The sequence below is a fragment of the uncultured Lactobacillus sp. genome (genome assembly GCF_945290125.1).
Lineage (GTDB): Bacteria > Bacillota > Bacilli > Lactobacillales > Lactobacillaceae > Lactobacillus > Lactobacillus rizhaonensis.
On record NZ_CALYQV010000059.1, the window covers coordinates 1 to 11,921 of the forward strand.

Sequence of the window (11,921 nt, forward strand, 5' to 3'; positions counted from 1 at the left end):
GTTAATGTAGTCATCAAGAATTCCTAAATACTTACCCTGTTCAGGTTTAAAATGCTTAATTGCAAATGAATCTTTAATAATTTGCCGCGCTGCTGAAACATTTGCAACATCGCTTCTAGTAATCATTTGAACTGCTAGATTGCCAATTGCTGTAGCTTCACTTGGTCCAGCGTAAACGTTTATACCGGCAACTGTGCTAGTCAACTGATTTATCAAAGCAACATTTGAACCACCACCAACAATGTTCAAAGTATCAATTTGGTACCCTAAGATATGATTCAACTTTTGAATTTCATAACCATAAAATAAAGCTAAATTAGAGTATATTGCCATGGCTATTTCACCGGGGGTTTTTGGAACCCTTTGGCTCGTTTCATGACAATAAGCTTGGATTTCTCGGATCATATTATCAGGATTAACAAAACGTTCATCGTTAATATTAATAAATTGACTAAATGGTTTAGTTTTGCTTGCTAATTCCGCTAATTCACTGAAGGAAAATTTGTCATTAAAATCACGTTTTACACATTGAACCATCCACAGTCCCATAATATTTTTTAAAAATCTATAGGTGCCATAAGCGCCCCATTCATTAGTGTAATTTTCTTTATATGCATCTGGACCATTTTTTGGAACATTGAGTTCTGTTCCCAGAAGCGACCACGTACCTGAAGAAATATATGCCCAATGATGTCCTATTCCGGGAGTGCCGACTACAGCTGAAGCTGTATCATGGGTTGCGACTGTACTTACGTCAGTATCAGGCAAATCATAACCCTGAAAATTTTTCCGATTCAGTTTACCAAGCGGGGTACCAGCATCAACTAATTTAGGAAATTGATCCTGTCTCACATTAACTTCTTTTAGTAGATTCTGATCAAACAAGCCTTCTCTGAGACTCAACATTTGCGTAGTTGAAGCATTTGTTGTCTCTAAAACAGCTTTCCCGGTGAGAACATATCCAATATAATCAGGAATCATCATGATCTTATCCGTTTGAGCAAGAAGTTCTTTATTTTCCTCAAACAATTGGTACAGAGTATTGAAATCCAGGAATTGGATTCCTGTCTTTTGATAAATCTCTTCTCTAGATACTTTGGCTGTTAATTCCTTAATTGCATTTGTTGTTCTCTTATCACGATAACTAATAGGATCATCAAGCTTATTTCCATCTTTTCCTACCAGAACATAGTCAACTGCCCAAGTATCAATTCCTAAAGAAACTTTACTAAAGCCAGCTCTTTTTATTTTTTGCAAGCCTAATAAAATCTCCTTGATAATATGGTCGATATTCCACCGGTCATGTCCGTTTTTTAAGGTAAAGCCATTTTTAAAACGATGCATTTCAGTTAAGACCATTTTGCCATTTTTTAATTGACTTAACATCAGACGACCACTTGAAGCACCAATGTCTACAGCCACATAAGTATTTGTCAATTGCAATCACCTCACTTTCAAACCTTACAGTTATATTTATACGTTAAAATGTTATCGCTTACAATGACATATAAGATTGCGTATTGTATCATATTGGTAGATATATTTTTATTTGAGATATTTACTTATTAGTTTTATAGCACCATAACATAAGTATTAATTGCATTTTGTTATAAACTTATCTACTCTGAAGTTAGATTTAAATAACAATATGATAGGTAGCTATTTTTGAGGATGTAAAAGTATGAACAATGATTTATTAAACAAACTAAAAGAGCTAAATCAGGTAGAAGAAAAGCAATATAATGAACAACTTTTTATTAATGACTTTAACGATAAAACCTTGTTACATGCTTCAGATAAAAAATTCGTTCCTATTTTTACGGAGGAATTTTTTAAAGGTAAAAATATATATGTTAGTAAGCACAATCGCTTTGCGCCATATCCTAAACACACCCATACATTCTTGGAAATGAATTATATGGTATCAGGAAGTGCCAAAGAAAAAGTAAATGGTCATACCATTTATTTAAACGAAGGAGATATTTTATTATTAGGCGTCGGCACTACCCATTCAATTGCTACTCTGGGTAAAGATGACATTTTGATAAATATTATTTTCAGAAATAACATTAGTTTCTCTTTAGAAAATTTAAGAACCATCGGCAAAACCAAAAATGTTTTGTCCAGCTTTATCTTGGCCAATGACAACTCTCACGATTTTATGGTTTATAGAAAAAAGCATACTGAATCATCAATTCGCAAAATAGCCAATTTAATAATTGAGGAATATTACTTTGACAAAGATTTTTCTGATAAGTTAATTGACAGTTACCTCAATTCGTTTTTGATATTGTTATCTAGGAATACTAATATCCATTCTGATAAGATTTTAAAAGAAAATACTCCTGATATTATTCTTTATATTTTAAAAGAAATATCGACTAACAGTGCTAACATTTCTCTATCTTATATTGCAAAAAAGACCAGTTATAGTCGTTCTTACTTAGGCAATTTATTTAAGAAAACTGTGGGTAAATCATTTTCTGATGCACTAACTGAACAACGACTTTTAGATGCATACAACCTACTCAATTCAACTAATTTGTCAATTTCTGACGTTATTCAAAAAGTAGGAATTTCAAACAAAACTTTCTTCTACCAAAAGTTTAAGAATAAATTTAACTGCCTTCCTAGTGAAATTCGCTATTTTTAAATAAAAAAGATCATTCATTTAACTTCAATGAATGATCTTTTACTTTTTAGCCAATTAATATACTGATAAATCTGTTTTACGAAAAAATATTAAAAATTGTCTTCTTGATTAAGCAGATTGATACTTTTTAATTTGATCGTATTTTTTACCCTTTTTTATCTTAGCATTACGAAAATCTATATCTTCCTGCAAATTAAAAAAATATTTGTCACTCACGCCAAATACTCTTCCTAATCTAATAGAAGCATCGACTGTTATTCCAATTCTATCATGCAATATATTTTGAATTCTTGAAGTTGGCACACCTATTAATTTTGCTAGTTTATATGCGGAAATTTGCAAGGGCTTCATAAATTCTTCCTTTAATATTTCCCCAATTGTAGGTGTCGAAATTTTAGTCACTTTCTTAAACTCCTAATTAGTGATAATTAACAAATTCTACATTTGTAAAAATATTTTGTTTTTAACAAAAAATCAAGATGATTAGCAGGTGGCACTCTTAAATCATTTAAATTGTTAGCTGCATCTATCATCATCAATTTGCGTAAAGCTATTCGTTGTATTGACTCTGGCAATTTTTTTGAAAAGTTCCCATTATATATCTTCTCGGTCTCTTTATCTGCAAAATCGTATATCATTTTTATTTCCTATTATCAATTAGGCACGATTTTTATGTACATACAAGTTATACCAGCAAAATTTAATAATTAAAAAAGTTTCAGATAGAAATACTTTTTTATTCTAACCTTATATATGCAAAAGGTTTTCAGTTCATTCTAAAGTTTTACCTAATTATCCAAATCTATTTAACACAGACGCAATATAAAAAACCTTTCAAGCGCTGTCCCATTAGGACTTTTTTGAAAGGTTTTGAGCTATCTAAAATTTATAAATGCTGATTGCCAGAATCGAACTGGCGACCTTTTCTTTACGAGGGAAACGCTCTACCAACTGAGCTAAATCAGCAACTTTCACAACGTTTAAATTATACCAAAACAAAAAAAGTCGTGCAATCGAATGTACGACTTTTATTTTATTTCCAATCTAGACAAAGTCCTTGCTTGTGCAACAATTCGGGCAATTCATCACGGTCGATTCTTTTATCATTTAATTTATCGCCGGTTATTTGCTTGGTAAAAGAATCAATACGTCTATTAGCATCCCGCAAGTCATAGTAAGTTGTGACTACTTGATCATATTCTTTCAAATCTGCCACTTTAAAATCACTTGGATAATCATTTTCAAAAGTCGTAAATTCGAGTGGCAAGCGCGGCTTTAATTGTGGCTCTTGATCAGGAATACCTACTTGCATCCCCAAAGCTGGAAACGTTAATTTAGGCAAGTCTAACACTTCCAACATTTTTAATGGGTGATCGTTAATGGTTCCTAATGGCACATAACCTAAATTCATGCTTTCAACAGCATTAGCCACATTTTGCCAAGCAAGTAATGTGTCATCCAGTCCCTGAAAGAAAATGTCAGTGGTATGAACGCGGCCGTCATCTTTACCTAACTGACGGCGAATTTGTTGGTTGCGGTATAAATCAACTACAAAGATAAACAAATCTCCCTCTGATCCGACATATTTTTGTCCGCATAATTCCCTGATTTTAGCCCTTTTACCTTCATCAGTAATATGAAGCATTGTCGCATTTTGCATAAACATGCTGGTCGCTGTATGTTGAAAGACGGTGTACAAAGTATTTAATTGTTCTGCACTTAAAGTTTTATCTTTAAATTTACGGATAGAGCGATGATTAATTTGATGGTTGATGGTTGAATTATGAATCATTTTGATACTTCTTTCTTACTATCTTACTAAAAGTAACTCTATTGCAAATTTATTTTACTGTCAATAAATTATCTTTTAAATGGCCAGAATGTGCTAAAATTTAGACGGAATACAAAATTACTAATCCAGTGGAGGAGAAATTATGCGCGTTTTAGTTATCGGCGGTGCCGGGTATATTGGCTCAGTAGCTGTTAAAAAATTAATCGAACAAAATAATGATGTTGTTGTTTTGGATGCTTTATATACAGGACACAGAAAGGCAGTTAATCCTAAAGCCAAGTTTTACCAAGGAGATATTGAAAACAAGTTTTTAGTCAGTCAAATTTTGCGTAAAGAAAAGATTGAGGCAGTCATGCACTTTGCTGCTTATTCTTTAGTACCAGAATCTGTGCAAAAGCCACTCAAATATTATGATAATAATGTTTCCGGCATGATTTCCTTATTGGAAGCAATGAAAGATGCCGGTGTAAATTATCTGGTCTTTTCTTCCAGCGCTGCCACATATGGCATCCCTAAGAAGTTACCAATTACTGAAGATTCACCTCTTAATCCAATCAGCCCTTATGGCGAAACCAAAGTAATAATGGAAAAAATTATGCACTGGGCAGATAAAGCTGATGGTATTAAGTCAATTGCATTACGCTACTTTAACGTAGCTGGAGCCGCAAGTGATGGGTCAATCGGAGAAGATCACTCTCCAGAAACGCATTTAATCCCCAACATTCTAAAAAGTGCTGTCAATGGCGATGGCAAATTTACTATTTTTGGTAACGACTACAACACTAAAGATGGTACTAACGTAAGAGATTACGTTCAAATCGAAGATCTAATTGACGCGCACCTATTAGCATTAAAGCACTTAATTACAACTAATAAATCTGATGTTTTCAACCTCGGGACTGCTCACGGCTACTCCAACTTGGAAATCTTACAAGCGACTCGTAAAGTTACCAATGTTGAAATTCCATATACTATGGGACCACGCCGTGCAGGTGATCCTGACAGTTTAGTTGCCGATTCAGCTAAGGCCAGAACTATTTTAGGCTGGGAGCCGCAACATGAGAACGCTGAAGATATGATGACAAGTGCATGGAAATGGCACCAAAGTCATCCTCAAGGATATGCAGATAAATAACAAAATTGCTGGTAAAACTTACCAGCAATTTTGTTGATTAGTTTTTAGGGTTAAATGTGATATATAACTCCATATCACAGAACTTGCCGTGGTACTTGACTTCATCTTTGAGCCTGGTCACATGTTCAAAATGCAGTCTTTCCGCAATGGCTCTACTAGGTTTATTATTATGATCTGCCAGTAATTTAATGCTGTGCAACCCAAATTGGTTAAATGATACATCTACTAACTTTTTAACGGCCTGGGTCATGATTCCGTTACCCTGATATTTTTGTCCCAGCCAATAGCCTATTTCGCCGCTTTCATTTTTTAGCTTAATATTGTGCAGATCAACCATTCCAGCTGGTTTGCCATTGACAAGAACAACCAGAACCAGTTTCTTATAATTTGCGGTGTCAACTCGCATTGCCTTAATAAAATCAACCTCATCTTTGACACTCGTAATCTTACCGGCCCAGGGTAAGAAGTGTGCCAGCTGATCACGGTCATGAACAATAATTTCATATAAAGCTTCCGCATGACTGACTTCCGGTAATACCAAACTAATATCCAAGTTGTTAACAGTAAATTGGCCAATGGTAAACATTAAATCTTCCTCCTTAATTTATTTTTAATAAAGTATATGATACTACAATTTTTCTTTAAATAAAGCCCTTTTTAGCATAACAAAATTTACAATTTGTCCAAATTTTGGTTTGGTTAAAAACATACGCTTATGTATAATGCTATAATTTAATAATGTAACTAATTTTTAAGTATTTGGAGTGATTTAATGAGCAAAGAAGAGGAAAATAACGGTTCTGGTTACGAACGAACCTTGACTAACGCGCATATTCAATTGATTGCCCTGGGTGGCACAATTGGGACTGGTTTATTTCTAGGTGTAGGTAATAGCATTAGACGAGCCGGTCCCAGTGTCATTCTGATTTATGTCGTCGTTGGTATTTTCTTATTTCTACTAATGCGAGCTTTGGGTGAGCTAATTGTTTCAGATTTATCTAAGCATACCTATATTGACTTTATTGAAAAATATTTGGGTAAAAATACTGGTTTTATCTCCGGGTATCTTTACTGGATTAGTTGGGTTACCTTGGGTATGGCAGAAATGACAGCCTTAGGCATATACTTCCAATATTGGTTTCCCCATTTACCCACATGGGTGCCGGGATTAATCACTATCGCAATTTTATTATTTATCAATTTACTTTCTGCGCGACTTTTCGGTAATTTGGAGTTTAGTTTTGCCATTATTAAAATTGTGACAGTTATTGCCTTTGTGATTTTAGTAGCCTATTTGTTAATAACTGGTGGAAAAACCACTTTTGGACCTGTTACTTTAGCCAACTTATCCACTCACGGTGGTTTTTTTGCTAAAGGGAGTACTGGCTTTTTCTCCGGTTTCCAAATGGTTATCTTTAGCTTTGTTGGAGTTGAATTAGTAGGTTTGACTGCTGCCGAAGCCCAAAATCCTAAAGTAACTATTAGAAAGGCCATTAACGAAGTACCAATGAGGATAATACTATTTTATGTTCTCGCTATTATCGCTATCCTAGTCGTTATTCCCTGGGATAAAGTGGCTACAAATTCCAGTCCGTTTGTGCAGACTTTAGCGGCAACCGGTATTCGCAATGCTGGTTCAATTATCAACTTTGTTGTCATTTCTGCAGCTGTTTCTTCAACTAATAGTATTCTTTATAGTGCTGGCCGGTTGCTATTTTCTGTCACCTTTAACGGCAAAGGCAAATGGAATCAGACATTTGGTCACCTAAGAAGACAATTACCACAAAATGCTTTAACTCTATCAGCCTGCTTAATGGCCTTAGCACCATTTGTTATTATTATTATTGGCAATGAGGCCTTTAATTTTATTTCCTCTACCTCTACCAGTATGTTTTTAATTATCTGGTGTCTGATGCTTTTAACTCATATAGTCTACCGAAAAAAGACATCTGAACAAGAACTAACTGATTTCAAAATGCCAGGATTTCCTTTTTTAGATTACATTACCTTCATCTTTTTTATTTTAATGATAATTTTATTATTAATTTTACCTGCAAACAGAATAGCAATGATTTCAGCCCTGTTAACCTTCATAGTTTTGTCAACCGTGTCTAAAATTTGGCATAAAGAAAAGACGACATGATTATACTTGCATTTGAAAATCTTTTATATTAAAATTTTAGAAAATTAAGAAATATCGCCACCGGGCGACAGCACTTAGCAAACTCTTTAGATCTTAGTAGAGTTTGCTAGGTGCTTTTATTTTGGGAGGTAACTCATGCAAGAACTAATTGTTGATAATACTTTTTGGTCAATTTTTCCCCAGGCAAAAATTTACACATTAATTGTTAATGGCATTAATAATCATATTCCTGACATTTCAGACAACTATCAAACTATGCTCAATCAAGCTGAAGAAGAAGCAAAACAGTATTTAACGGCTAAAGATTTTAAAGACAACATTGTTATTGCCGAATGGCGTGAGGTCCTTACGAAATTTAAAAAGAAAAAGGGTGCTCGTTCTTCAATTGAGGCCCTCTTAAAAAGAGTCTCTCAAGATAAAACTTTTAATCCCATTAATCCTTTAGTGGATATTTATAATAGTGTCTCTTTAGAGTACGCCGTTCCATGTGGTGGTGAAGATCTTGATCAAATTGCCGGTCAAATGCACCTCGGTGTAGCAACTGGAAATGAAGATTTTTATCCTTTAGGAGCCGAAAAAAGTGATCCGCCTAGAGCAGGTGAAGTAATATATTATGATCAAAAGGGTGCTGTATGTCGGTCACTTAATTGGCGCGATGACAAGAGGACGATGCTGACAGAAGATACTACCTATGCAATATTAATCATGGAAGCAGTAACTGATAATCAAAAGGAAAGAGCTGACAAAGCAATTCAAGCTTTGAAACAGAAAATTGCTGTAGAATTAGGTGTTGTGGGAGACATAAGTATTAAAACCGGTAATTAACAAAAAAATTCCTAGACAATTGCTTTTGTCTAGGAACTTTTTTAATTATGTCTTATTCTTCTTTTGATTTTTTGCCATAATCCCAGCGCTTGTCGCATATGTTCAGCAGGAACATATTGACGAATAGCACGTAAAGTTTTCTTATTATCTCGCGTAGTAAAAATAAACTTACCATTTGCACGAGTGCGAATTTCAAAACGAGGTATATAGCGTCCATGAAAATAAACATCCGCTACCACGTAGGTAACTTCTTGCCACGGAATTTGGACATAATCAGAGACATTGCGATCATTATAGAATTCAAACGCCTTATCTCCAACCATTACTTTACCGTATGTTGATAACGCACGAAACCAAGTTGCATTTGCTGTTAAATCAACTTTAGTATTTTTTGATTCAACCATTTTAGATTAAAGCACATGTAAAACGTGTAAAACAACACCGACAATAAAGATGGCAATAATGATCAAAATTGGTGAAACTTTCTTCTTTAATAGCCACATACAAAGGAAAGTAAGTAGCAGACCGGCTAATCCCGGAATTAAGCTATCCAAGTTGTTTTGTAAAGTAGTTACTTTAAACTTAGTCAGTGATAAGCCGTTAGCTTGATCTATTAAAGCTTGCTGAATTCCTTTGGCACCAGCAGGAAGTGATCCCCAATCAATATAGCCACCTTTTTGAACAGGTGTCTTTGAGACAATCGGAGTGAACTTAATGTTAACCCAGCGTTCAATTAAGGAGCCTAAAACAAACATACCCATCATGGAGGCGCCACGAGTTACTTTTTGTAAAAGACCACCAGACATATCATTGGTAATCGCAGAACCGGCCTTGTAACCAAATTCCTGTGTATACCACATGAAAGCCAACCTAATTACATTCCAAATAACGAAGAACAAAATTGGTCCTAAAACGTTACCCTGAATAGCCATTGAAGCACCTAAGGCACCAACAATTGGTCTTACCGTGTACCAGAATACAGGGTCACCAACGCCAGCCAAAGGTCCCATCATTCCGACCTTAACACCTTGAATAGCTTCATCTTCAACTTTAGCACCATTAGCCTTGTCTTCCTCTAAAGCTAAAGTAACACCTAAAATTGGTGATACTAGATAAGGGTGAACGTTGAAGAATACCAGGTGTCTTTGCAAAGCAGCTGCCATGTCTTCCTTTTTAGGATAAAGTTTTCTTAAAGCAGGAATAAGCGAATATGCATAACCACCGTTCTGCATTCTTTCATAGTTCCATGAAGCTTGCAAAAATTGTGAGTGCCACATAACTTTGAAGCGGTCGGCTTTAGTTAATTTTATTTTTTTATCAGCCATTATAAAATCCTCCTCTTAAATATCACTCTAATAGTCATCTATGATATCGCCGAGTGGATCGCCGGTACCGTCATTATCAGAATTTGAGCTACCGCCATTGCCACCTTTTGACTCTAAAGATAAGTACATCAGTGCTAAAGCTAAGCCAATTGCACCTAAAGCAATCAAAGTTAAATCTTTTATTGCTGCCAGAGCAAATCCGATGGCAAAGAATGGCCAAACTTCACGACTGGCCATCATGTTGATAACCATTGCATAACCAACAGCAACGACCATAGCACCACCAATTGACATACCGTCGCTTAGCCATGCTGGCATTAAGCCCAGCCAGTATCTAACTTGTGAAGCAGGAATAGCTAACAGCAATGCAGCCGGAATAGCGATTCTTAATCCCTGCAGACAAACATCAAGCCATTGCCACATATTAATTTTACGCCAATCGCCCCTTTTAGCATCGGCATCCATAATGTGGACAATACCAGTAGAAATTGTCCGTACGATCATAGTCAAAAACAGTCCGGCAACGGCTAGGGGCATGGCAATACCAGTAGCCATACCAATACCTTTTGTTCCTTGACCACTTTGAACCAAAATGATAGCGGAAGCTACTGAAGCCAAGGCGGCATCAGGAGCAACAGCAGCACCAATGTTAGCCCAGCCTAAGGCAATCATTTGTAAATATCCACCTAGGATAACACCTAAAACCAGATTACCAGTTACAAGACCAATTAATGTACAAGCAACCAATGGTTGGTGAAATTCCCATTGGTCTAAGATGCCTTCCATACCTGCAAGAAAGGCAACTATGACAACTAAAATCATTTGAATAGCGTTCATTTTTTACTCCTATTCTCCTACTTGTTCTGTTCGTCAAGCAAACTTTGAGCTTTATTTAAAATAGCTTCCATATTGCCTTCTTTATCTGTTGGAACTTTACGCACATCGTACTTGACTCCCATTTTTTCAAGTTCGTGGAAAGTATCAACATCTTCTTGATTCATAGACAATACGTTGTTTGCGTTGACGTCTCCGACTTTGTAAGACATTGAACCGACATTAACAGTCTTAATGTCAACACCTGCTTTGATTATTTTCAAAACATCTTCCGGATTTTCAAAAAGCAGTAAGGCATGTGTATTACCAAAACGGGGATCTTTAGCAATCTCCACCATTTTCTTCAACGGAACAGTATGTGCTTTAACACCTGCAGGAGCAGCTTCACGAATCATGCTTTTACGCATTTCGTCTTGAGCCACACTATCGGAAACTACAATTACACGGTCTGGGTGCATAGTCGGGATCCAGCCTGTAGCTACCTGACCATGCAAAAGCCGTGAATCAATTCGCGCTAAGACAAACTTAATGTGACCATCACCAACAACTGTACCTTCAGGAATAGTTTTCTTATTAGCTGAATTAGCAGGTTGGGACTGTTTTTGAGCTGCTGCTGATTCCTGCGGCATTAAGTCAACTGGCTTGGTTTTAATACCGTCCTTTGCCGGCCGAATAATGGCACTTGCAATCTGATGAGCAGCAGCATCGGGATTGGTCATTCTCTGCGTTAGTGCTTCAACAACCATTGGTAAGTTCATACCAGTAACAATAGCCCAATTAGGATGCTTTTCAAGCAGGGCATTAGCTTGATTAAATGGCGTACCTCCCCACAAATCAACTATCAGCAAAACTTCATCTTGATTTTCAAATGAAGCAATTGCCGTTTCCATTTTGCCTCTAATATCATCTGGACCTTCATCAGGTTTCAAAATGACATGAGTAAAATTATCTTGTTCGCCAAACAGCATTTGCGCAGATTCCGCAATACCGTCAGCAAAACCACCATGGCTGGCTAAAATAATTCCTACCATGAGATTTCCTCCTTTAGATAAAACATATCCAATATTATTTTATCGTTAAAAAGGTTTAATGTCACATTCTTTAAAAATTAGCTCACCTATTTCTAATATAATAGCCATCGTCACTTAAGCATAAATGTACACAAAAAAGAGGACCTCTTGGTCCTCTTCTCTCTTCGCTCCGGCTGTCAGACT

At 35.9% G+C, this 11,921-nt stretch carries 12 protein-coding genes, 1 tRNA gene and 1 pseudogene; 4 read left to right on the forward strand and 10 right to left on the reverse strand.

All coding sequences use genetic code 11. The features are described 5' to 3' along the window. Positions 1–1,437, reverse strand: a 1,437-nt coding sequence (rhaB, locus tag Q0K80_RS08555) for a rhamnulokinase (protein WP_294605430.1), incomplete at its 3' end; no start/stop codon positions are given. 244 nt (positions 1,438–1,681) lie between these two features. Here rhaB and Q0K80_RS08560 point away from each other — a divergent pair. After that, positions 1,682–2,653, forward strand: a complete 972-nt coding sequence (locus Q0K80_RS08560; protein WP_294605432.1) for a helix-turn-helix domain-containing protein — start codon at positions 1,682–1,684, stop codon at positions 2,651–2,653. 108 nt (positions 2,654–2,761) lie between these two features. Here the strand turns inward: Q0K80_RS08560 and Q0K80_RS08565 are convergent, their stop codons facing one another. The 4 genes and pseudogenes from Q0K80_RS08565 to Q0K80_RS08580 form a co-directional block, all read right to left on the reverse strand. Continuing rightward, positions 2,762–3,055: a HigA family addiction module antitoxin gene (locus tag Q0K80_RS08565; protein ID WP_294605434.1), complete on the reverse strand. Its 294-nt coding sequence runs from the start codon at positions 3,053–3,055 to the stop codon at positions 2,762–2,764. 65 nt (positions 3,056–3,120) lie between these two features. Next, positions 3,121–3,291: pseudogene (locus Q0K80_RS08570) on the reverse strand (type II toxin-antitoxin system RelE/ParE family toxin); the annotation flags it as partial. 255 nt (positions 3,292–3,546) lie between these two features. Beyond that, positions 3,547–3,619: transfer RNA gene (locus Q0K80_RS08575), tRNA-Thr, on the reverse strand. A gap of 67 nt (positions 3,620–3,686) precedes the next feature. Continuing rightward, positions 3,687–4,445, reverse strand: a complete 759-nt coding sequence (locus Q0K80_RS08580; RefSeq protein WP_294605436.1) for an NADPH-dependent oxidoreductase — start codon at positions 4,443–4,445, stop codon at positions 3,687–3,689. Positions 4,446–4,587: 142 nt separating this feature from the next. Here Q0K80_RS08580 and galE point away from each other — a divergent pair, with 142 nt between their 5' ends. Continuing rightward, positions 4,588–5,580 (forward strand): UDP-glucose 4-epimerase GalE, encoded by a 993-nt coding sequence (gene galE / locus Q0K80_RS08585; RefSeq protein WP_294605438.1) that lies wholly within the window; start codon positions 4,588–4,590, stop codon positions 5,578–5,580. Positions 5,581–5,617: 37 nt separating this feature from the next. Here galE and Q0K80_RS08590 read toward each other — a convergent pair whose 3' ends face one another. Continuing rightward, positions 5,618–6,166, reverse strand: a complete 549-nt coding sequence (locus tag Q0K80_RS08590; RefSeq protein ID WP_294605440.1) for a GNAT family protein — start codon at positions 6,164–6,166, stop codon at positions 5,618–5,620. A gap of 186 nt (positions 6,167–6,352) precedes the next feature. Here Q0K80_RS08590 and Q0K80_RS08595 point away from each other — a divergent pair, with 186 nt between their 5' ends. After that, positions 6,353–7,723, forward strand: a complete 1,371-nt coding sequence (locus Q0K80_RS08595) for an amino acid permease (protein WP_294605442.1) — start codon at positions 6,353–6,355, stop codon at positions 7,721–7,723. Positions 7,724–7,858: 135 nt separating this feature from the next. Continuing rightward, entirely contained in the window at positions 7,859–8,548 is a 690-nt protein-coding gene (locus Q0K80_RS08600) for a phenylalanine--tRNA ligase beta subunit-related protein (protein ID WP_294605444.1), read from the forward strand. Between the two features lie 41 nt (positions 8,549–8,589). Here Q0K80_RS08600 and Q0K80_RS08605 read toward each other — a convergent pair whose 3' ends face one another. Genes Q0K80_RS08605 through Q0K80_RS08620 form a run of 4 tightly spaced genes read right to left on the reverse strand, consistent with a single transcriptional unit; the run spans position 8,590 to position 11,738 of the window. Further along, positions 8,590–8,952, reverse strand: a complete 363-nt coding sequence (locus Q0K80_RS08605) for a DUF956 family protein (RefSeq protein ID WP_294605447.1) — start codon at positions 8,950–8,952, stop codon at positions 8,590–8,592. Between the two features lie 6 nt (positions 8,953–8,958). Beyond that, positions 8,959–9,873: a PTS system mannose/fructose/sorbose family transporter subunit IID gene (locus Q0K80_RS08610; protein WP_294605449.1), complete on the reverse strand. Its 915-nt coding sequence runs from the start codon at positions 9,871–9,873 to the stop codon at positions 8,959–8,961. Between the two features lie 27 nt (positions 9,874–9,900). Continuing rightward, complete coding sequence (locus Q0K80_RS08615) at positions 9,901–10,710, reverse strand: PTS mannose/fructose/sorbose transporter subunit IIC (RefSeq protein WP_110445630.1); 810 nt, start codon at positions 10,708–10,710, stop codon at positions 9,901–9,903. Between the two features lie 17 nt (positions 10,711–10,727). Further along, positions 10,728–11,738: a mannose/fructose/sorbose PTS transporter subunit IIA gene (locus tag Q0K80_RS08620; protein WP_294605452.1), complete on the reverse strand. Its 1,011-nt coding sequence runs from the start codon at positions 11,736–11,738 to the stop codon at positions 10,728–10,730. Positions 11,739–11,921: the final 183 nt, after the last annotated feature.

Coding starts and splice junctions, on each gene's coding strand:
- Q0K80_RS08560 (WP_294605432.1), top strand. CDS start 1,682: ATGAACAATGATTTATTAAACAAACTAAAAGAGCTAAATCAGGTAGAA.
- Q0K80_RS08580 (WP_294605436.1), bottom strand. CDS start 4,445: ATGATTCATAATTCAACCATCAACCATCAAATTAATCATCGCTCTATC.
- galE (WP_294605438.1), top strand. CDS start 4,588: ATGCGCGTTTTAGTTATCGGCGGTGCCGGGTATATTGGCTCAGTAGCT.
- Q0K80_RS08590 (WP_294605440.1), bottom strand. CDS start 6,166: ATGTTTACCATTGGCCAATTTACTGTTAACAACTTGGATATTAGTTTG.
- Q0K80_RS08595 (WP_294605442.1), top strand. CDS start 6,353: ATGAGCAAAGAAGAGGAAAATAACGGTTCTGGTTACGAACGAACCTTG.
- Q0K80_RS08600 (WP_294605444.1), top strand. CDS start 7,859: ATGCAAGAACTAATTGTTGATAATACTTTTTGGTCAATTTTTCCCCAG.
- Q0K80_RS08605 (WP_294605447.1), bottom strand. CDS start 8,952: ATGGTTGAATCAAAAAATACTAAAGTTGATTTAACAGCAAATGCAACT.
- Q0K80_RS08610 (WP_294605449.1), bottom strand. CDS start 9,873: ATGGCTGATAAAAAAATAAAATTAACTAAAGCCGACCGCTTCAAAGTT.
- Q0K80_RS08615 (WP_110445630.1), bottom strand. CDS start 10,710: ATGAACGCTATTCAAATGATTTTAGTTGTCATAGTTGCCTTTCTTGCA.
- Q0K80_RS08620 (WP_294605452.1), bottom strand. CDS start 11,738: ATGGTAGGAATTATTTTAGCCAGCCATGGTGGTTTTGCTGACGGTATT.